Raw genomic sequence first — 19,565 nt, 5'->3', positions numbered from 1 at the left:
GGTTCTCCCGCTGCGTCCATCCTCCAGGTAACAAGGTTGTCTCCCATGTTTTCGGTCATTTCCGCCCAAGCCGCAGGCAGTGCCTGGCTCAGTGGTGCCGGTATCGGTATTGGTCTGTTCGCCATCGTCGGCGCGCAGAGTGCGTTCATCCTGCGCCAGGGCATCATGCGCCAGCACGTGATTCCGATCATTGCCACGTGCTTTGCCATCGACGCGGTGTTCATCCTGGCCAGCGTGGCCGGCCTGCGCCAGCTGACCGATCAGCTGCCGTGGCTGACCACCGTGCTGCTCTGGGGTGGCGTGGCCTTCCTTACCTGGTATGCGGCGCAGTCGGCGCGGCGTGCGGTGGTGGGCGGTGGCGGCATGAAGCTGGACGACAACGGCGAGCAGTCACTGCGTACCGCGCTGATGGCGGCGGCCGGTTTCTCCATCATCAACCCGCATTTCTGGCTGGACATGATGGTGATCGGCTCCATTGCCGACAACTTCGGTGATTCACGCATGGCCTTCGCTGCCGGTGTGGTCACCGCCAGCGGCGTCTGGCTGACCGTGCAGGGGCTGGGCGCGCGGATGCTGGCGCCGTTGTTCACCAAGCCGTCCACCTGGCGGATACTGGATGGCACCATTGCGGTGATCCTGAGCGTGCTCGCATTGACGCTGGCGATTCGCGGCGTCAACTAAGCCCGCAGTTGCCGGCACAGCGCCCGCTGTGCCGGCAGCAGACGGCGTAGTGCTGGCTCAGCTGTCGCTGTTCCAGTGCAGGTGCCAGTCGCGGATGAAGTCATCCACCTGCGCCAGCGGCATCGGCCGCCCGAATACATAGCCCTGGCCTTCGGCGCAGTGCTCTTCCTTGAGTTGCGCCAGCTGCGCCTGGGTTTCCACGCCTTCAATGGTGGAAGTGATGCCGAGCTTGGCGCACAGGTGCGAGACCGCACCGATGATGGCGCTGCCCTGGCTCTGCTCGCCAAGGTCGCGGATGAAGGACTTGTCGATCTTGACCTTGTCGAACGGGAACGCACGCAGGTAGCCCAGCGACGAGTAGCCAGTGCCGAAGTCGTCCATCACGATCGACACGCCGGCCATCTTCAGCCGCAGCAGATGCGCCGATGCAGCCTGGATGTTGGCGATCAAGGCGTTCTCGGTGATTTCCAGCTCCAGCCGGGAAGGTGCCAGACCGGTTGCGGCCAGGGCCTGCTCGACGGCCTCGGCCAGGTTGGACTGGGCCAGCTGCGATACCGACAGGTTCACTGCCACCTTCATCTGCTCCGGCCATTGGCAGGCGTCGTGCGCGGCTTGGCGCAGCACCCAGTCGCCCAGGGCCACCATCATGCCGATGTCTTCGGCCAGGCCCAGGAAGTGGATGGGCTCAAGCAGGCCGCGCTGCGGGTGGTTCCAGCGCAGCAGGGCTTCGAAGCCAACGACGCTGCGCTCGCGCAGATCCACCAGGGGTTGGTAGTGCAGTTCAAACTGCTGCTGCTGGTGCAGTGCCGTGCGCAGTTCGGTTTCCAGCTGCCGGCGGCGCTGCATGCGCGTGTCCATCTCCGCCTCGAAGAAGCGATAGCAGCCGCGGCCTTCATCCTTGGCCCGGTACAGGGCCAGGTCGGCGTTGCGCATCAAGGTGTCGGCGGCCGTGGACTGGTTGTCGATCAATACGATGCCGATACTGGTGCTGACCGCGAACTGATGTCCGTCCAGCTCGATGCTGCGGCCCAGTTCCTCCACCAGCCGTGCGGCCAGCGAGGAGGCGGCTTCGGGGGCGCGGCTCTCCGGTGCCATCAGTACTGCGAATTCATCGCCGCCCAGCCGGCCGACCAGATCATTGCCACGGACACAGCCAAGGATGCGCTGCGCAACTTCCTGCAACAGGCGGTCGCCGCTGGGATGGCCGAGGCTGTCATTGACCTCCTTGAAGCGGTCCAGGTCCAACAGCAGCAAGGCGCTGCGGTGGCCGCGGCGGGCAGCGGTGAGGGCGTGCTCGAGTTTTTCAAACAACACCGCGCGATTGGGTAACCCGGTCAGCGGATCGTGCTGTGCCAGATAGGCGATGCGGGCCTGGGCCTGGCGGCGCGCGTCCACATCTTCCAGTACCCCGGCCCAACTGCTCTGGCTGTGGCCGATGCGCGCACCGCGGGCGCGCAGCCAGCGCCATTTTCCGTGCAGATCGAGCACGCGGAATTCCACATCCAACGGCGTCGAGGTCGCGGCGGTGAAGCTTTGTTCCAGGGCGATCTCGATCTGTGCAAGATCGTCCTCGTTGACCCGCCGCAGCCAGCCCTTGCCCAGCGCTTGATCATCGGGCTGGCCGGTCAGTTCACGCCAGCCAGTGGCCGACAGCACCGTGCCATTGCGGTCGGATTGCCAAAGCACCAGTGCACCGGCTTCGGCAACGGCGCGGTAGCGCTGCTCGCTGGCCTTGAGGTCGCGGGCAAGCTCGCGCGCTTCATCGGCGCTCTTCTTCAATACATCCACGGTGCCGCTGAGGCTGCTCTGCAGGCTGCGCACTTCGCGGATGCTGGACGGCTGCGGATCGGGCGGGGCCTGCATATTGGCCACGATGCTGTGGCTGCGCTGGGCCAGGGAGCGGATGGGTAGCAGGATACTGCGGGCGATGGCATGGGCGCAGAGCAGGGCGATCACCGCAGCGACGATGCCACCGAAAATGATCCCCAGCAGCGGCTGTTGCCAGCGCGCCTGGAAGCTTTGTTGCGGTTCACCCACCACCAGCGCCCAGCCCGGTGCGGCCCGCAGCCGGTGGTAGGCGAAGATCACCGGCGTGCCTTCCGTGCTGTTGGCATCAATCAAGCCCTGCTCGCCGCCGCTGCGTTGCAGGGTCCGCCAGTCGGGTACCGGTTTGCCGATATAGCGCTCCGGTGACAGCGAGCGCGCGGCGATGACGCCATTGCTGTCGACCACGGCGGCCAGCAGGTGTTGATCGCTGCCGGCACCGGTGATGCTGGCGATCAAGCGGTTGGAGGGCTGCACCAGGGTCAGTACGCGGGTGCTGCCGGCAGCGTCGAAGGGCAATGCGATGGCTACTTCAGGCGCCCTGCTGTCGATATTGGTGAACAGGTCCGAGACCTGCACCTTGCCCTCGCGGCGGGCGTCGTACAGCAAGTCTGACGGCAAGGTGCGGGCATCGGCGCTGTCATCCTGGATCAGCCGGATGTCCGGGTTCTGGCGTGCCCACGCCTGCAGTTCCGGCGCTGTTTCCCGCAGTTGCGGCGCCAGCAATGACAGCAGGCGCAGCTGATTGATGTTGTCCTCGATGCCTTGATCCACGCCCCGGGCCAGGGCGGCAGCGGTTTCCTGCAGGCGTTGCTCGGAGCTTAGTCGGTAGTCGCGCGCTGCATTCCAGACCGCAAAGGCGCCAATCACCAGCAGGGGCAACAGGGTGGCGAGGATCAGCAGGTGCAGCCGGGAATAGAGACCACGGGTACGCGGCAACGGGTCAAGCGTTGCCGATGCGGTAGTTGCCAAGCCTCAGTCTCCGGTTTCCGTTGCAGCGTAGCGCGTTGCATCGCTGTACCTGCAGGAGGCGGGCATGGCGTGGTGCTGTTATGGCACGAACCGTGCGTGTTTGTGAAGGGATGCAAGATGGCTGAGTGTGTGCCTGCAACTGTCCGATCCGGGCTGTGCAGGGCCGGTGTAGGCGGGGCGGCTGGTGTGTGATTGCCGTCACGCTATCGCAGTTGGCGCATCGCTCTTACCGCCGAAGCAGGCATACGCCGGCAATGCTGCGGGCTTGTCGCCTACGCGCGGGCTGCCCGCGCAGGCGTCACGGCCAGTCAGCGGCGCTGTTGGCTGAACATCCATTCCCACATGGCGGGATTGCGATAGGTCGGGTCCCAGGCGTTGTGGGGCACGTCGGGGTACTCGGTGTAGCGCCAGTTGGCGCCCAGTTGCTGGCTGGCGGCGGCGATGGCGCGGTCATCGGTGGTGGGGACCAGTTGGTCCAGCGCGCCATGGAAGATCCAGGTCGGTACATCGCGCAGGCGCGCAACTGTGGCCTGGTAGGGATCGTCGGCGTTGGCGACCTGGTCCACCATCAGGCCCGGGCGGTCCGCTCGCGGTGCGCGCAGGGCGCCGCAGATCGGGACCAGCGCGGCGAACTGATCGGGCCGGGTCAGGGCAAGTTCCCAGCTGCCGTAGCCGCCCATCGAGATACCGGTGAGATAGATGCGGCGCGGGTCTGCACCGAACTCGGCGCTGGCCGCGTCCAGCACCGCCAGCGCCATGCGTGCGTTGCGCCCGCGCCATTCCTCGTTCTCTGGTACCTGCGGGAATACCACCAGCGCGGGGAAGGTGTCGGGGTTCTGGGTCAGCCAAGGGCCGATGCCGGCCAAGGTGGGCTTGAGCCCGTCATCGCCACGTTCGCCCGAGCCGTGCAGGAACAACACCAGTGGGCGGGCACCGGGCGGCGTTGCCGCAGCGGCCGGTACAAAGACCTGATAACGGAATTGGCGGCCTTCAAAATCCAGTTGCCGCGCCACAAACTGCCCATGCGCCTGGGCGCTGGTGGCTACGGTGGCAGTGGTCCTGCAGCCCAGCAGCAGGCCCAACAGGCAAAGCGATATCAGTATGCGACCCATCCCAGACTCCGTTGCCAACCGCACCAGCCTAGCCTGATGGGTGCTGTGCCAGAATAATTGCACAGACACCGCGATGGCGTGCGGGGTTTACCTGGAGTGTTGCATGAAGAAATTGCTGATCATCGCGCTGGCGGCCCTGCTGGCGGCGTGCAGTCAGGGCTTGAGCGGTACCTGGAGCGACAGCATGGGCATGGTGAGCTATACCTTTGCGTCCGATGGCAAGGTGACGGTGGAGATGCTGGGCAAGTCGCAGCAGACAAAGTACCGCCTCGAGGGCGACATGCTGAAGGTCGAGGTGCCCGACAGCAACGGTGAGGCGCTGGAGTTCACGCTCAATGAGGATGGCTCGCTGCAGGGGCCGATGGGCGTGCGTCTGCAGAAGCAGGAAAAGTAAGCCAATACCGCTACCGCGTTGCGAGAATGCAGGTAATTGGCACGACTATGCGTGCAGAGCCGCGAAACGGTGCAAGCACTGCATGGCCCCGCGCTTGAACCAACTAGCGCCACGCATGCAAGTGACGGACTATTGCCTGGGTGGCGGTGGCGCGATTTCTGGCCGCGCCCGGCACGCAGCTAGGTGATGTGCAGGAACTTTTCGATTTCACGCGCGGCCTTCTGTACTTGTGTGCTCAGCGAGGTCTTCAGGTCTGCTGGCAGGACCGAGCGCGGAACCATGACGCTGATCGACGCCACGACGTTGCCGTCGCGGTCCCGCAGCGGATAGGCCACCGCGGACACGCCTGGTTGGTAGAACGACTCGCTGATGGCATGGCCACGTTGGTAGTCGCTGCCGAGCAGTTCGATCAGTTCCTGCGGCGTCTTCGGGCCCTGCTCGGTGGTGAAGGAAAAGCTGGGCTCGGGGAACAGCAGGCTGAGGTCCTGCTGTGGCAGTGTCATCAACAATACCCGGCCAATGGCGGTGCAATGCGCAGGCAGGCGCGTACCCACGCCAACCGCGGCCGCTGCTTCGCCAACCGCGCTGGCCCGTGCGACGTAGACGATCTCGCGACCGTCCAGCACGCACAATTGTGCCGAATAGCTGGTGGTGTCGCGCAGGCGCTGTATCACTGGCCGCCCGATCTGCACGATGTCCATCGATGACAGATAGTCAAAGCCAAGGCGCAGCACGCTGATGCCAAGGCTATAACTGCCACTGATGCTATTGCGGGTCAGAAAGCGCATCTGCTCCAGCGTCTGCACCGTGCGGTACACCGATGCTTTGGGCAGGCCCGTGCGCTGGCATACCTGGGTGAAGCTCAGCTCGCCATTCTGTCCAAACAGCTGCAACATGTTCAGGCCTTTCTCCAGCGCCGGCACCATGTAGCGGGTCTGTTCTTTCAGCGGTGTTGCTTGGGGCGATGACATTACCGTCTTCCCTTTGGTTGAAGACAAAGACGTGTGTCGTCGATGTCGGCCGGGTATCGCCGGCGCTGCAGGCAGTGGCCGCTGCGGATGTTCGCGACCGCCTTCAGGAGCGGGCATTCGCGCCTGTCTTCGATGAAACCCTGGCGTTGCAGCGCATGGGCAGGCGGGCGGAGCCCCTCAATTGCGTAGCCGCCATTGACTAGGAAATCGCCGTGCTCGTTGCCTTCCATCGTGGTAGCAAAGCGGTACCCGCCGCGCCCCCGCGATGTGTCGCAGCCAGTTTTACAACGCATGTGGTTCTGCCCGTGCGGGGTATTGAGAGAATGGTTTTATATTTGAAACTAAATCTAAATACAGAAGCTGTAATTGACGATAGCAACGATTGGAGTGGCTGCAATCGGGAAAGCCGCCATTTGCGTGTGCTGCTATTCACAGATTTGATATTTTGTGTGCGGTGTTTGCTTGATTTCGGTTTAGTTTTTCCTTGGTTGTTGCAGCGTGGTGTGATTATGGTTTAGTGGGTGAAACAACGTTCTGATGCGGGTTCGCGAAGGGTGCGCGTTTGGCTTGGGCCTGGCGTTGGTGTCGTCTTCAGGTGGTGGCGAGCGCTGCATTGATTTGTAAGGATTTTATTCAAATTTCTTTGAGTGCTGCCGGCTTGGTCGGCTGCGTTCACGTAATGCTTCTTTCGCGTGTTTATTAATTTCAGTCATTATCTTCGTGTCGGAATTTGCAATATAGAGTTGCGCATTTCCGGTTGCTTTGAGATTTGTCCTAAAAGCAGGCTTGGCGGCCACGCGCGGGAAGAATGCAGGTGTTGTTTCATTCGCCTGGGTAGCGGTCCGGTCCATCGCTAAAGAAGGGTGAATTTGGGTCGATATAACAGGCAGCTTTCCGCGTGGGTGTTTTCTGTTCCTCATGGTGATTATTTCGGCAGTGCTTGCAGCAGTGGTGGTCGGAGGCCTGGTCTGGCTCTGGCTGCGAGGCCGTGACGACGCGCCGCAGCTGCGGCGGCGCGTGTATATGGCCCCGGTCGTGGCAGCGCCCCCAGCGGCGGGTACACCCGATTCGACGATCGGCAGCGTCGACCTGCAGCGGCGCTTTCTGCTGAGCGCGCTTGGCGCAGCGGAAGCGCCGGAAGATGCCTTGCGCGTGCAGCGGGCGGTGGTCGATGACGTGGTGGCCGCGCTCAGTCGCGCCGATCTGTCCTCGCGCTATACGCCACGGCGGCCCAATCTGTTGCCGCAGCTGATCCAGAGCGTCAATGACAGCACCGCTTCCTCGCGCTCCATCGCGCGCATCATCGGCAGCGATGCGGTGCTGGCCGCAACCCTGCTGCGTATCGCCAACAGTTCGTTGTACCGCCTGCAGCAGCAGGACGTGCAGAGCATCGAGCGGGCAGTGACTCTGATTGGCAACGATGGCATCCGCCAGATCATTTCCGCCGCATTGGTACAGCCGGTGATGGAATCGGCCAGCGGTGTCGACGCCGAGTTTGCACGCCTGCTGTGGGAATACACCTTGCGGGTGTCTTTGGCCGCGGCAGATCACGCCCGCAGCGTGGAGCGCGAGGACGGATTTGCCGCGCAGTTGGCTGGCCTGTTGCTGGGCCTGAGTTCGGCCATGGCGATGCAGGCTGCCGCCGATGTACTGGTGAAGCCGCCGCTACGCACGCGCGAGCCCGGTAGCCTGCTGGAGATATTGGAACGCTGCACCGGGCCTACCGCGGTGCGTATCGCCGAGCACTGGAAGCTGTCGGCGACGATAGTGCAGGCACTCAAACAGGTGGACGCCGCCGCAGCCACTGGTCTGGCACGCTCGCTGCAGGTAGGCCAGCTTGCGGCCAGCGCAGCGATGCTGCACGCACAGGGCTTGATGAGCGAGGCCGATGCCTGTGCTGCCCTTGCCAGCGAGCTGCCCGAACATGTGGCGACGTGGCTATGGAAGCGGATGAATCAGGCCGATGGCGTGCAGGAATAGGCGGCGCAGCGCGCTGAAGCGGACTGCGCTGACTTCGTGTTGTGGGCTACCAGGCGACGCCGACGGCCTACAACTGCGACTCCAGCGGCAACCAGCTGATCACGCGGGTGCTGGCGCGCAGCATGAAGCTGGTGTCTGGTTCGGTGCGCAGGCTGATTGGCGGGGTTTGCGCACGGTCCAGCCAGCGTAATTCGTGATCCTTGTTGAGGTATACCCAGTAACTCAGCTCGGGGCTGGACAGGCGTAGATACTCCTGGTGCAGGCGTGCGGCCAATACCGGATCGTCGAACAGGGCGCCCATTTCGGTATTGAGATAGGCCGAGCGCGGGTCGAGGTTGAACGAGCCGACAAAGCCGCGGCGGTCGTCAACCAGGAAGGCCTTGGTATGCAGGCTGGCGCCGCTGCTGCCGAACGGCGATGCCTTGCTGGTATGCCCGCGCGATTTCAGTTCGTACAGCTGCACGCCGCCGGCCAGCAGCGGGCGGCGGTAATGCATGTAGCCGCTATGCACGGCGGCTACGTCGTTGGCGGCCAGCGAGTTGGTGATGATGCCGACCTGTACGCCATCGTGCACTTGCCCAATAAGGGCTTTGGTGCCGGTCGCGCCGGGGACGAAGTAGGGCGATATCAGTAGTGATTTGTGCTCGGCGCTGCTCAGCACCTCGACCAGGCGGGTGACCAGCCATTGGCTGCTGTCACCACCAACCGGCTTGCGCGGCGGATCGGAACGGATGCGCACGCCCTTGGTCCAATACAGGTCCAATTGTTTGCTGAGATAGGCATCGCTGAGCCGTGCGCGCACGCGCTGCAGGTACGGTGCGGCCTCCTTCTGGCGTGCGTCCAGCTCGGCCTGGCTGACGAAGTTGGCCATCTGCTGGTCGGTGCTGTAATGCAGGGCGGCGATCGGCACCACCGCATCGCTGTTCCAGAACTCATCGAAGATGCTGCTCGCATCGCTGGCAACCGGGCCGGCCAGCAATAGATCGAGGTCGCGGAAGTTCACGTCCGGGCGCGCGTCGAAATACTCGGCGCCGATATTGCGGCCACCGACAATGGCCACACGGCCATCGGCGATCCATGCCTTGTTGTGCATGCGGTGGTTGATGCTGAAAGCCCGTTGCACCATCTCCACCAGCCGCCACAGGCCATCGCGGTTGCGGAACGGGTTGTATAGGCGGATCTCGATGTTGGGATGCTGGTCCAGTGCCAGCATCTGCGGGTCCAGGCCGGCGGCATTCATGTCGTCCAGTAGCAAACGCACGCGCACCCCGCGCTCGGCGGCCTGGTAGACATCGTGGGCCAGCAGGTGGCCGAGCAGGTCGTCGTGCCACATGTAGTACTGCAGGTCCAGGCTGCGCCCTGCCTGGCGGGTGACGATGGAACGCGCGGCATACGCTTCGAGCCCGTCGGAGAGGTAGACCGCGCCGCTTTTGCCCGGGTTCTCCGCCAACAGTGGCTGCAGCTGGCGGTCGATCAGGGTCTGCTGTGGCTGCAGCGGCAAGGCCTGCGAAGGCAGGCCAACGGCCTTGGGCGTCAGGTGATCTCCCAGCAGCAGGCCGCTGCCAACCAGCAACAGCAGCGCGCCGAACAGATAGGCCAGGAAGCGCAGCAGACGGTGGGGGCGGGGCGGCTTGTTCATGTGCGCATCCTAGCGGTGTTCCTGTGTTGGCGGCATTTTGTCCTGCAGCCATGACGTTCCGGGGGTGCGGTGGGTGCCCCGGCTGGGCGAGAATCGGGGTTTGCGTTTGCCGCGAGCCCCGTAATGACCGAACGTTCTTCCTCCTTCCGAGCGCCCAGTCTGGTGCTGCAGATTGTCATCGGCCTGATCGCCGGTATCGTGTTGGCGATGGCCTGGCCGGCCGGGGCAACCGCCGTTGGCCTGCTCGGCACGGTGTTCATTTCCGCGTTGAAGGCGGTGGCGCCGGTCCTGGTGCTGGTGCTGGTGACGGCTTCCATCGCCAACCACCAGCACGGCCAGAAGACCCATATCCGGATGATTCTGCTGCTGTACGTGATCGGCACCCTGGCCGCGGCATTGGTTGGCGTTGCAGCCAGCTTCCTGTTCCCGAGCAAGCTGGCGCTGAAGGCTGTCGAGGCTGGCATGAGTGCGCCAGGCGGCATTGGCGAGGTGCTCAAGACCCTGTTGATGCAGATCGTCGACAACCCGGTGCATGCGCTGCTCAATGCCAACTACATCGGCCTGCTCGCCTGGGCGGTAGGCCTGGGCCTTGCCTTGCGTCACGCCAGCCAGACCACGCGCACGCTGGTCAGCGATCTGTCCGATGCCATCACCTGGGTGGTGCGGCTGGTGATCAAGCTGGCGCCGCTGGGTGTGTTCGGCATTGTCGCCTCGCTGCTGGCCGAGTCCGGGCTGGGCGCGCTGAAGCAATATGCGCATCTGCTGGCAGTGCTGGTTGGCGCGATGCTGTTCATGGCCTTTATTGGCAATCCGCTGATCGTGGCGGTGGTGACGCGGCGCAATCCGTATCCACTGGTGCTGCGTTGCCTGCGCGAGAGCGGCATCACCGCGTTCTTCACTCGTTCCTCGGCCGCCAACATCCCGGTCAACATGGAGCTGTGCCGCAAGCTTGGCCTGCATGAGGAAACCTATTCGGTGGCCATTCCGCTGGGGGCCACCATCAACATGGCCGGTGCGGCGATCACGATTTCGGTGCTGACCCTGGCTGCGGTGAATACCCTGGGCTATCCGGTCGATCTGCCGACCGCCTTGCTGCTCAGCGTGCTGGCGGCGGTGGGTGCCTGCGGCGCGTCCGGTGTGCCGGGCGGCTCCTTGCTGCTGATTCCGCTGGCCTGTGGATTGTTCGGTATTTCCAATGACATCGCGATGCAGGTGGTGGCAGTGGGCTTCATCGTCGGCGTGGTCCAGGACTCGGCTGAAACCGCCTTGAACTCGTCCACCGACGTGGTGTTTGTGGCCGCGGCCGAACAAGCGCGCGGACGCGGCTGATGGCCAGCGCTGGGCGCATCACGCCGGCGGTACGCATCGGCGTTTCGATAGCGATTGCAACCGGCCTGTACGGCATCTCGTTTGGTGCACTGGCGGTGGCATCGGGCTTCAGCGTGGCGCAGACCGCTGCGTTGAGCCTGTTGATGTTCACCGGCGGCTCGCAGTTTGCCTTCATCGGCGTGATTGGCGCCGGTGGTGCGGGTGCGGCGGCGTTTGGCGCAGCCACCTTGCTGGGTATCCGCAACGCGGTCTACGGCGCGCAGATCAACCGCATGCTGCGCCCGCGTGGCTGGCTCAAGCCGGTGGCGGCACAGGTCACCATCGACGAATCGGCGGCAACCGCCGCCAGCCAGAGCGATCCGCAGGAGCAGCGGCGCGGTTTCTGGGTAGCGGGCTTGGGCGTGTACCTGTGCTGGAACCTGTTCACCCTGTTGGGCGCGCTGCTCGGTGATGCGTTGGGCGACCCGCGCCAATGGGGATTGGACGGCGCAGCGGTAGCCGCTTTCCTCGGCCTGCTGTGGCCGCGTCTGCGCTCACGTGAGCCGGTGGCCATTGCCGTGGTCTGCGCGCTGGTGACGGTGCTGGCGCTGCCATGGGTGCCTGCCGGGGTGCCGATTCTATTGGCCGCTGCAGTTGCGGCGGTGTGGGGCTGGTTCGGGCACGGCCCTGCCGATGAAGGGCTGGAGCCGGATGTCGCACCCAGGACCGGGCCGGAGTCGGTGCCATGACGCTGTGGGCGTGGATCGTGCTGGGCTGTATCGCCGCATGGGCGATCAAGTTTGCCGGTTACCTTGTGCCGGTACGCTGGCTGCAGTCACCGCGCATGAACCGTGTGGCCGGCTGCCTGACGATAGGCCTGCTGGCCTCGTTGACGGCGATGAATACCGTTTCGGCCGGGCAGGGGCTGGCTTTCGACGCGCGCATCGGCGCCTTGCTGGCGGCGGCGGTTGCGTTGATGTTGCGGCTGCCGTTTCTGCTGGTGGTGATTGTGGGTGCGGCGGCAGCGGCGGCTATACGCCTGCTGTGAGCGCAGCTGGGGTTGTAGGAGCGGCGTCAGCCGCGAAGCCGGTGCATTGTCTGGGCGCTGATCGCCCGCGACTGCAGATTGTGTGATGGCGTTTTGTTTCGTGACCGGAGCGATGGCCAGCTTCGCGGCTTACGCCGCTCCTACAAAACGGCGGTTCCCACAAAGTCACGGCTCCTGTGGGGATGGAGGGGCCTTGGCCTAGAACTTCTGATTGGCTGCCAGGTAACGCCACTGGCCTTCAGGCATCTTGCTCAGGCCGATACGACCGATGCGCAGGCGGCGGATCTGCTCGGCCTTCAGGCCGACCTGGTTGCACATGTTCTGCAGCTGCCCCAGACGTACATCCTTGATCGCGAAGCGCAGGCGTTGCTCGCTCTGCCAACTGATCTTGGCCTGCGGCAGGCCGCGACCTTCATAGATCAGGCCGTGGGTGAGCTTGGGCATGGCCCAGGGGCTGGGCTCACCGCTGACTTCGACCACGTACTCCTGCTCCAGGCTGGAACCGGATTCGAGCAGGTGGCGGCGCACGCGCCAGTCCTGGGTCAGCACGACCAGGCCGCTGGCGGCATCGTCCAGTGGCATCAGATAGTCCAGACGCTGGAAATGACGGCTCAGTGGACGGATGCCGGAAGCGTCGTCGGCAAAGCGGTTGTCGTCGCTCAGCAGGGCGACCAGCTGGTCGCCACTGCAGCCGGCCGGCTTGTTGATCAGGAAGGTGGCCGCTTCGGCGGCTTCGGTGCTGCCCTCACTGCCCAAGGTGATGACTTCCTCGGTCACCATGGTCTGCGGGGTTTCCACCACCACGCCGTTGACGCTGATCCAGCCGCCTTCGATGTACTGCTGGGCCTGCGAGCGCGAGCACTGCAGCTGCGCGGCAACGCGCTTGTCGAGACGGATCGGGGTGGTCATGGCGTCACTGGGTTCTACGAAGGGCGGGGAGTGTAGCGCCGTGGCGGGGCCGGGGCGATGGGCGGCTCAGCCGGGTTCATGTTCCAAAGCGGTCAGGTACAGGCGCAGATCGAACTCCAGCTGGTGGTAATCCGGCTCCATATGCAGGCACAACTGGTAGAAGGCCTTGTTGTGGTCGGCCTCCTTGATGTGTGCCAGCTCGTGCACCACGATCATCCGCAGGAAGCCGGCCGGGGCCTCGCGGAACACGCTGGCGATGCGGATCTCGCGGCTGTGCTTGAGCTTGCCGCCATGGTTGCGGGAAATGGCGGTATGCGTGCCCAGCGCGTGCTTGACCACCTGCAGCTTGCCGTCATACAGCACCTTGCCCAGCGGCACCGACTGGCGCAGGTGGCGCTCCTTGATGGCCTGTACGTAGTCGTAGAGCTGGCGGTCGTTGCGCACCGCATGCGGCTCGGCATAGCGCTTGCGCACGGCTTCGCCCAACTTGCCCGCGTCCAGCAGCTCGCGGGCGCGCTGTTGCAGGTGTTCGGGATAGCCATTCAGGTATTTCAGCGGAAGCATCGGAATTTGGGCTGGGGATTTGGGCAGAACGGGACAGGCCGCTATCATGGCAGCCTCGGCAACAAAACCATGAACAACGACGATGGCAAAGGGTAATCCGCTGCAGGAACAGCTGCTCAAGGCTGGTCTGGTGAAGAAATCACAGGTCTCGCAGGTGGCGCGTGAGCAGGTCAAGGCCCGCCATGGCAAAGGCCCGGCGACGGCGACCGACAGCCAACGCGAGGCTGAGCGTGCGCGTGCCGAAAAGGCCGAGAAGGACCGCCTGCTGGCTGCCGAGCGCAATGCCCAGCGCCGTGCCGATGAGCTGCGCGCGCAGGCCCGGCAGATCATCGGCGACCGCAAGCTGCCGCGCGCCGGCGAGCTGGAATACCGTTTCAACGACGGCACGCTGATCCGCACGATTCTGGTCACCGAGGCGCTGCGCACCCAGCTGGCCAATGGCGCACTGGTGATCGCACGTGATGGCGACAGCTTTGCGCTGCTGCCGCGTGTTGCCGCCGAAAAGGTGCGTGAGCGTGATGCCAGCCTGATCGTGCTCGACCACGGCCAGAGCGCGGACACGCCGGCTACCACCGGCAATGCCGAGGACGATGCCTATTACGCGCAGTTCCAGGTGCCCGACGACCTGATGTGGTGAGGGGCCGGCCTGTGGCGCGCCGTAGATAGCTGAACGGTGCGCACGCAGGCCTTGAATTGTGGCCGCGCAGGCGGCAGCTTGAACCTGTTGCTGTACGTGGAGACAGGTCATGGCCACCGGTTGGGCGGGCGATACCGCCGTTCAGGATCAGATTGATGCCACCGTCGAGGACGCGATCAAGCGTGCGCGCAGCCGCATGCCCAGCGGCCCGGGGCTGGAACACTGCGAAGAATGTGATGCGCCCATTCCCGAGGCGCGGCGCAAGGCCGTGCCGGGCGTGAGGCTGTGCGTTGCCTGCCAGCAGGCGCAGGACGAAGACGAGGCATTTGCCGGCTACAACCGGCGCGGCAGCAAGGACAGCCAGCTGCGCTGACGGACGCTGTGACCGTGTTCGTTGCCTCCCGATCGCCATTTCCGCGCAGCTGCCAATGAGCATGTGCGGGCAAAAACTGAAAGCCTCAGCTTTTCCCCGGCAGCGGCAGCACATCATTCAAGTACTGCTTGTGCACGACACGCTGCACCAGCCGCGGCCGTTCCATCAGCACGAAGCGCACGCCCTTCACTGTCTGCGGCGCGGCCTTGCTGATGAAGCCGAAACGCTCATACACCGGCACCGCGACTTCGGACGAGTTGACCGTGTACTCGCGGCGCCCATGCACGCGCAGGGCGTGCTCCCACAGCAAGCGCGCAATACCACGGCGCCGGCTGCTGCGGCTGACAAACAGATGATGGATATGGCTGTCACCACGCATCGCGATCATGCCGGCGAGTGCGCCGGCATCGTCTACCACGTAGTGGGCGAATTCCTTGTTGCCCAGGCGCTCGGCAAAGCTGGCCGGGGTCAACGAAGCGAGGAAGGCGTGCGCGCTGGCGCCGCTATCGGCATCCAGCAGGTGCCGGGCCAGCGGCGTGACCAGCGCGCTCAGCGCGGCGGCGTCGGCGGCGCCTGCGTCGCGCACAGTGATGTCCTGATCCACTTGCTCCCCCCAGCCAGCACCCCCGGAAGCAGGGGCGTGGGCGGAAGCATACCTGCAGCGGGCGCACTGTAAACGTGTGCGCCGCCGCAGCTCAGTGGTTTACGCCGCCACGGCGGAAACTGCCGCTCCAGCGCAGCATCGCGTACAGACACCACAGCCAGCCTGCGGTAGCGATCAGGCCGCCAACCAGGCCGATATGCTGCATGCCCAGCTGCAGGCTGACCTGGCTGCCGATTAGCGCGCCGGCGCCAATGCCGATGTTGAAGATGCCGGAGAACAGGGCCATCGCCACGTCGGTGGCATCGGAGGCCAGATTCAATACCTTGGACTGCATCGACAACGCAAAGCTGATCATCGCTACGCCCCATACCGAGACCAGCACATACAACAGCCAATTACTGTGCAGACCGGTGCGCAGCAGCAACAGGCTGGCGGCCAGGGTGCCGATGGCGCTCAACAGGAAGCCGCGCGGCCAGCGCAGGCCGTAGCGAGAGAAAAGCACGCTGCCAAGGAAGCCCATGCCGCCGAACAACAGCAGCACCAGGGTGGTCACATGCGCATCGAAGCCGCCGATCTTCTGCACGAACGGTTCGATGTAGCTGTAGCCGGTGAACTGCGCCGACACCACCACCATCACCAGCAGGTACAAGGCCATCAAGGCCGGGCGCCGCAGCAGCACCGGGATGCTGCTGGCCGAGCCGCTGTTCTGGCTGGGCAGGGCGGGCAGCAGCCGGGCCAGCACCAGCATCACCAGCAGGGCAACGCCGCCGATGGCCATGAAGGTGATACGCCAGCCGAGCAGCTCGCCGACGATACGGCCCAGCGGGATGCCCAGCACCATTGCCACCGAGGTGCCGGTGGCCAGCAGGCCCAGCGCCTGCGGCCGCTTGCCTTCCGGGGCCACGCGCACCGCCAGCGAGGCGGTGATCGACCAGAACACCGCATGGGCAAGGGCAATGCCGACGCGGCTAGCCATCAGCACCGGGTAGCTCCAGGCCACGGCCGACAGCACATGGCTGAGGATGAACATCGCGAACACGCCGAGCAGCAGCTTGCGACGGTCGAAATTGCGGGTCAGCAGCATGCACGGCAGCGAGGTCAGTGCCACCACCCAGGCGTAGATGGTCAGCATCAGGCCGACATATTCGATCGGTTTGCCGAAGTCGGCGCCGATGTCGCTGAGCAGGCCGACCGGAACGAACTCACTGGTGTTGAAGACGAAGGCCGCCAGGGCCAGGGCGATCACGCTGAGCCAGCGTTGGCGGTCGGAGCGGGGTTGCTGGACGTCGGCAACGGCAAAAGCGTCGCCTGCCTGCGGGGCAGGGCATGAAGTATTGGGAGAGGCGGACATTACGTGCGGGGGCTTGCGACCGGGCCGGTCGCTCAATGCCGGCAATTTTCGCACGCACTGTGTGGACGGGAGCGGAACACTGTGGATCGGGGCGGGGGCGTGGCGGCTTTGTTCAGCTGGGTGATGCCGCTGGCGGCCCGGTCCGGCCCCGCAATGCGCTGCAGGCGCTGATTGCGAGGCGATGTTGCGGCTGTATGCGTTGTTCTGTCGCGGCCTTCATCCCCAACTCGGTGGGGATGACGGCGGCTTTTGTGCAGCGGGCCTGGTGACGCTCAGCCATCTCCCTGCACGGTGGTGGGCAGGGTGTCGCTGCCACGCCAGCGGCGCAGGCCACGCTGGAAGAACAGGCTGTTGGGTATCTGCATCAGCGTGCCTTCGCTTGGCCCGCCGACTTCGTGCAGGGTGGTGTAGATCAGGTTGATGTCGGTGACCACGCCCTTCAGGCCAGGCTTCTCGCCGTTTTCCAGCAGCTCGATCTGGTCGCCCAGGCGGAACGGGCGGGTGGTGAAGATCAGGAAGGTGCAGAAGATGTTGGACAGCACGCTCCAGGCCGCAAAAAACGCCACCGCACCCACCGCGGCAAAGCCGGTGAAGGCGGTCCACAGCACGCTGGCCTGGACGTTCAGTCTCTGCAGGATGGCAACCAACGCCACCGCGCCGATGATGAAGTTGGACAGGCGGCGGATCGCCATCTCGATCTGCGCCGGCAGTGTGTAGTGCTTGCCTACCCGTGCCAGCAGGCGCCGGGTGAGCAGGCGCAGCAGCCAGGCTACGACCAGGATCAGCAGGATGCCCAGGCCGATATTGATGGGGTCAATCCATTGCTGCAACGAGATGGGGAGGTAGTGCTTCATGCGGTTTCCTTGCGAGTACGTCAGCGCTTCAATGCAGCGCCGGTATGGCGGGTGCAGCCGTTGCTGCGTCGGTGGCGGCGGGTGTGCTGGCGCACCCAGCCAAGGCCAGGGCCGCGCAGAGCAGCAGTACGCAACATTCGGCAGCAGGGGTCGGATAAACCACGATTGTCGGCCAGCACGGCCTTTGCTGCCAGTCGCGGACGGGCTGCCAGCTGCTTCGGCAAAAAGAATTGAAACGGCTTTAAACCTTTTTGCTGCTTGCCGCATCCAATGGATATGCTCGACACCATTGTGACCGCTGCCGCTCCCTCACCGCCCGTCATCGACGATGCCGCGCTGGCCCGTGCTGCCGCCGAAGGCGACACCCGCGCCTACGAGCGTATCTACCGGCGACACTCACCGCGCCTGTATGCCTTGTTGTGGCGTCTGTGTGGCGGCAACGCCGCGCGCGCCGAGGATGTGCTGCAGGAGACCTTCATCCAGGCCTGGCGCAAGCTGCCGCAGTTCCGTTTCGAGAGCGCGCTGGCCACCTGGTTGCACCGGCTGGCGGTGAATACGGCGCTGATGGAGCTGCGCGCGGCGACGTTCGAGTCGCTGGATATCGGTGAGTCGGGGATGGACGTATTGGCCGAAATGGCCGACACCCCGCGCTGCCATGCCACCGGCATGGACCTGGAGCGGGCGCTGTTGACGCTGCCGCCGCGTGCACGTGCGGTGCTGGTATTGCACGACATCGAAGGCTGGAAACACCAGGAAATCGCCGTGGAACTGCAGATGGCCGTCGGCAGTTCCAAGGCACAGCTGCATCGTGCGCGCAGCTTGTTGCGCACGCGGCTTGGAGACGCATGATGAACCACCACGACAACGATCACGATGATGCGCTGGCCCAGCGCCTGCGCGGGCTGCCGTCCGAACGGGTACCGCCGGCGGCGGTATGGCAGCGCATTGCCGCACAGATGGAGCAGACGCCGCGCTTGCAGCCGCCGCCTGTGGCAGCGGTTGCCGCCGTCAGCAGCGCACCCGCGCGGCGCGCGCTGCGCCGGCATTGGCCGCGCTACGCCGCCGCAGCAGGCGTGGTGGCCCTGGTTGGCATGGCCAGCATGATGTTGCTGCCGCAGCAGCCACCGGCGACCGTGGCGGTGACGGAATCGGCCCTGCAGCAGCACGCCAACAGCATCACCTATCAATACCGGCAGGCGATGGCGACGCTTCCCCAGGACAAGCTGCCAGCTGAGCTGCAACCGGCATTGCGCGAGCTGGATGAAAGCGCCGGCAGCATCCGCAGCGCCATCGCACAGAGCCCCGATGCCACGTTTCTACTTGGACAGTTGCAGCGTACCTATGCGCTGCGGCTGGAACTCACCCGCAAGGGCGTCAACCCGACCGGAATTTCGACTTGAAGGAGCCCCTCATGAATGTTTCCTTGCAGCGTCTATTGGCAGCAGCCCTGTTGCTTGCGCCGCTGACCAGCGCGTTTGCGCAGACCGCCGTCAACCGCAGCCTGCCGCTGTCCAGCGGCGGCCGGGTGGAGTTGAGCAATATTGCCGGCCATGTCACCGTGCGCGGCTGGGACCGCAACGAAGTGCAGCTGACCGGCTCGCTGGGTGATGGCCAGCGGCTGGACGTGGAAAGCAGTGCCAACCGTGTGGCGCTGAAAGTGGTCTATCCGCAGAACCGCAGCAACAGCCGCGGCGCGGTGCTGGAGTTACGGGTGCCGCGCGCCGCGCAGTTGCAGACCAGCACCGTCAGTGCGGCGGTGGACGTGAACGAGGTGGACTTGCGACGCCTGCAGGTCAACACCGTCAGCGGCAACCTCACTGCCAACGGACGCGCCGGTGAGGCGGATCTGACCACGGTCAGCGGCCAGATCCGTTCGCAGCTGCGTACTTCGCGGCTGGATGCCACCACGGTCAGCGGCTCGATCAATGCCGCGGGTGGCAGCGGTGGCGAAGTGTCGGCCAATACCGTCTCCGGTGGCATCACCTTGGACCTGGCCAACGTGCAGCGGCTCAACGCCGAGTCGGTGTCCGGCAGCCTTGGCGTGCGCAGTGCGGGGCTGCAGCCCGGTGGCCGGGTCAACCTGGAAACGGTGAGCGGCTCGGTGTCGCTGAGCCTGCCTGCCAGTACCTCGGCGCAGCTGAAGGTAAGCAGCTTCAGTGGCAGCATCCGTTCCGACGTCGGCCAGGTGCAGACCCCGCGTTACGGGCCGGGCAAGAATCTGGATGCACGCATCGGTGGCGGCGACGGCGATATTTCGATCCAGTCGCATTCGGGCAGTGTGCGGGTGAGTCTGGACCGCTGATGGATCCGCTCTCCCTTTGCCGCAGGCAAGGGGAGGGCTGGG

23 protein-coding genes are annotated in these 19,565 nt (G+C 64.8%); 11 read left to right on the top strand and 12 right to left on the bottom strand.

All coding sequences use genetic code 11. From position 1 onward, the window contains the following. Nucleotides 1-45 precede the first annotated feature (45 nt). On the top strand, nucleotides 46-681 hold the full coding sequence (locus ABB27_RS01915; RefSeq protein WP_057626542.1) for a LysE/ArgO family amino acid transporter: 636 nt from the start codon (nucleotides 46-48) through the stop codon (nucleotides 679-681). Between the two features lie 57 nt (nucleotides 682-738). Here ABB27_RS01915 and ABB27_RS01910 read toward each other — a convergent pair whose 3' ends face one another. Then, the gene (locus ABB27_RS01910) at nucleotides 739-3,477 is read right to left on the bottom strand and encodes a bifunctional diguanylate cyclase/phosphodiesterase (protein WP_152984390.1); all 2,739 of its coding nucleotides are present in this window, start codon (nucleotides 3,475-3,477) and stop codon (nucleotides 739-741) included. A gap of 308 nt (nucleotides 3,478-3,785) precedes the next feature. Next, nucleotides 3,786-4,589 (bottom strand): carboxylesterase family protein, encoded by an 804-nt coding sequence (locus ABB27_RS01905; protein ID WP_057626540.1) that lies wholly within the window; start codon nucleotides 4,587-4,589, stop codon nucleotides 3,786-3,788. Nucleotides 4,590-4,692: 103 nt separating this feature from the next. Between ABB27_RS01905 and ABB27_RS01900 the strand changes: the two genes are divergently transcribed. Next, nucleotides 4,693-4,983, top strand: coding sequence for a DUF5640 domain-containing protein (locus ABB27_RS01900; RefSeq protein WP_057626539.1), 291 nt, complete (start codon nucleotides 4,693-4,695; stop codon nucleotides 4,981-4,983). 179 nt (nucleotides 4,984-5,162) lie between these two features. On the opposite strand, the gene ABB27_RS01895 is transcribed toward ABB27_RS01900, so the two are convergent. The 3 genes from ABB27_RS01895 to ABB27_RS19550 form a co-directional block, all read right to left on the bottom strand. Further along, complete coding sequence (locus ABB27_RS01895) at nucleotides 5,163-5,954, bottom strand: IclR family transcriptional regulator (RefSeq protein WP_057626538.1); 792 nt, start codon at nucleotides 5,952-5,954, stop codon at nucleotides 5,163-5,165. Beyond that, on the bottom strand, nucleotides 5,954-6,184 hold the full coding sequence (locus ABB27_RS19880) for a hypothetical protein (RefSeq protein ID WP_057626537.1): 231 nt from the start codon (nucleotides 6,182-6,184) through the stop codon (nucleotides 5,954-5,956). Before ABB27_RS19880 ends, ABB27_RS01895 begins: the two co-directional genes overlap by 1 nt. Nucleotides 6,185-6,583: 399 nt before the next feature. Continuing rightward, on the bottom strand, nucleotides 6,584-6,805 hold the full coding sequence (locus ABB27_RS19550) for a hypothetical protein (RefSeq protein WP_161809595.1): 222 nt from the start codon (nucleotides 6,803-6,805) through the stop codon (nucleotides 6,584-6,586). A gap of 70 nt (nucleotides 6,806-6,875) precedes the next feature. On the opposite strand from ABB27_RS19550, the gene ABB27_RS01885 reads away from it, so the two are divergent. Continuing rightward, on the top strand, nucleotides 6,876-7,934 hold the full coding sequence (locus ABB27_RS01885) for an HDOD domain-containing protein (RefSeq protein WP_161809594.1): 1,059 nt from the start codon (nucleotides 6,876-6,878) through the stop codon (nucleotides 7,932-7,934). A 67-nt stretch (nucleotides 7,935-8,001) separates the two neighbouring features. Here ABB27_RS01885 and ABB27_RS01880 read toward each other — a convergent pair whose 3' ends face one another. Beyond that, nucleotides 8,002-9,573: a phospholipase D family protein gene (locus tag ABB27_RS01880; RefSeq protein WP_057626535.1), complete on the bottom strand. Its 1,572-nt coding sequence runs from the start codon at nucleotides 9,571-9,573 to the stop codon at nucleotides 8,002-8,004. Nucleotides 9,574-9,696: 123 nt separating this feature from the next. Here ABB27_RS01880 and sstT point away from each other — a divergent pair, with 123 nt between their 5' ends. From sstT to ABB27_RS01865, 3 genes are read left to right on the top strand one after another with little or no spacing between them, the layout of a single operon-like run. Next, complete coding sequence (gene sstT, locus ABB27_RS01875; RefSeq protein WP_057626534.1) at nucleotides 9,697-10,902, top strand: serine/threonine transporter SstT; 1,206 nt, start codon at nucleotides 9,697-9,699, stop codon at nucleotides 10,900-10,902. Then, the gene (locus ABB27_RS01870; protein WP_057626533.1) at nucleotides 10,902-11,630 is read left to right on the top strand and encodes an AzlC family ABC transporter permease; all 729 of its coding nucleotides are present in this window, start codon (nucleotides 10,902-10,904) and stop codon (nucleotides 11,628-11,630) included. The genes sstT and ABB27_RS01870 overlap by 1 nt, the downstream gene beginning before the upstream one ends. Continuing rightward, nucleotides 11,627-11,929, top strand: a complete 303-nt coding sequence (locus tag ABB27_RS01865) for an AzlD domain-containing protein (RefSeq protein WP_057626532.1) — start codon at nucleotides 11,627-11,629, stop codon at nucleotides 11,927-11,929. Before ABB27_RS01870 ends, ABB27_RS01865 begins: the two co-directional genes overlap by 4 nt. Nucleotides 11,930-12,127: 198 nt before the next feature. Here the strand turns inward: ABB27_RS01865 and ABB27_RS01860 are convergent, their stop codons facing one another. Then, on the bottom strand, nucleotides 12,128-12,838 hold the full coding sequence (locus ABB27_RS01860; protein ID WP_057626531.1) for an rRNA pseudouridine synthase: 711 nt from the start codon (nucleotides 12,836-12,838) through the stop codon (nucleotides 12,128-12,130). A 66-nt stretch (nucleotides 12,839-12,904) separates the two neighbouring features. Then, nucleotides 12,905-13,402 carry a M48 metallopeptidase family protein gene (locus tag ABB27_RS01855; protein WP_057626530.1) on the bottom strand — a complete coding sequence of 166 codons (498 nt, stop codon included), beginning with the start codon at nucleotides 13,400-13,402 and terminating at the stop codon, nucleotides 12,905-12,907. A gap of 82 nt (nucleotides 13,403-13,484) precedes the next feature. On the opposite strand from ABB27_RS01855, the gene ABB27_RS01850 reads away from it, so the two are divergent. Both ABB27_RS01850 and ABB27_RS01845 read left to right on the top strand, forming a co-directional pair. Next, complete coding sequence (locus ABB27_RS01850; protein ID WP_057626529.1) at nucleotides 13,485-14,039, top strand: DUF2058 domain-containing protein; 555 nt, start codon at nucleotides 13,485-13,487, stop codon at nucleotides 14,037-14,039. A 109-nt stretch (nucleotides 14,040-14,148) separates the two neighbouring features. Continuing rightward, on the top strand, nucleotides 14,149-14,412 hold the full coding sequence (locus ABB27_RS01845) for a DksA/TraR family C4-type zinc finger protein (protein WP_057626528.1): 264 nt from the start codon (nucleotides 14,149-14,151) through the stop codon (nucleotides 14,410-14,412). 85 nt (nucleotides 14,413-14,497) lie between these two features. On the opposite strand, the gene ABB27_RS01840 is transcribed toward ABB27_RS01845, so the two are convergent. The 4 genes from ABB27_RS01840 to ABB27_RS01825 all read right to left on the bottom strand — a co-directional run bounded on the left by ABB27_RS01840 (nucleotide 14,498) and on the right by ABB27_RS01825 (nucleotide 17,511). Then, nucleotides 14,498-15,016: a GNAT family N-acetyltransferase gene (locus tag ABB27_RS01840; RefSeq protein ID WP_057626527.1), complete on the bottom strand. Its 519-nt coding sequence runs from the start codon at nucleotides 15,014-15,016 to the stop codon at nucleotides 14,498-14,500. Between the two features lie 91 nt (nucleotides 15,017-15,107). Further along, nucleotides 15,108-16,367, bottom strand: coding sequence for a sugar transporter (locus ABB27_RS01835; protein ID WP_057626526.1), 1,260 nt, complete (start codon nucleotides 16,365-16,367; stop codon nucleotides 15,108-15,110). A 272-nt stretch (nucleotides 16,368-16,639) separates the two neighbouring features. Then, nucleotides 16,640-17,221, bottom strand: a complete 582-nt coding sequence (locus ABB27_RS01830; protein WP_057626525.1) for a mechanosensitive ion channel family protein — start codon at nucleotides 17,219-17,221, stop codon at nucleotides 16,640-16,642. A gap of 20 nt (nucleotides 17,222-17,241) precedes the next feature. Beyond that, the gene (locus ABB27_RS01825) at nucleotides 17,242-17,511 is read right to left on the bottom strand and encodes a hypothetical protein (RefSeq protein WP_152984388.1); all 270 of its coding nucleotides are present in this window, start codon (nucleotides 17,509-17,511) and stop codon (nucleotides 17,242-17,244) included. Between ABB27_RS01825 and ABB27_RS01820 the strand changes: the two genes are divergently transcribed. The 3 genes from ABB27_RS01820 to ABB27_RS01810 are packed head-to-tail and all read left to right on the top strand — an operon-like array spanning nucleotide 17,498 to nucleotide 19,523. After that, nucleotides 17,498-18,070 (top strand): RNA polymerase sigma factor, encoded by a 573-nt coding sequence (locus ABB27_RS01820; RefSeq protein WP_057626622.1) that lies wholly within the window; start codon nucleotides 17,498-17,500, stop codon nucleotides 18,068-18,070. The two genes, ABB27_RS01825 and ABB27_RS01820, sit on opposite strands and share 14 nt — an antisense overlap. Next, nucleotides 18,070-18,621, top strand: a complete 552-nt coding sequence (locus tag ABB27_RS01815; RefSeq protein ID WP_057626523.1) for a hypothetical protein — start codon at nucleotides 18,070-18,072, stop codon at nucleotides 18,619-18,621. Before ABB27_RS01820 ends, ABB27_RS01815 begins: the two co-directional genes overlap by 1 nt. Before the next feature lie 11 nt (nucleotides 18,622-18,632). Further along, nucleotides 18,633-19,523, top strand: coding sequence for a DUF4097 family beta strand repeat-containing protein (locus tag ABB27_RS01810; RefSeq protein WP_057626522.1), 891 nt, complete (start codon nucleotides 18,633-18,635; stop codon nucleotides 19,521-19,523). Nucleotides 19,524-19,565 lie beyond the last annotated feature (42 nt).

This window comes from Stenotrophomonas terrae (assembly GCF_001431465.1).
In the GTDB taxonomy this organism is placed as follows: domain Bacteria; phylum Pseudomonadota; class Gammaproteobacteria; order Xanthomonadales; family Xanthomonadaceae; genus Stenotrophomonas; species Stenotrophomonas terrae.
This window is presented reverse-complemented; position numbering and strand designations above follow the sequence as displayed.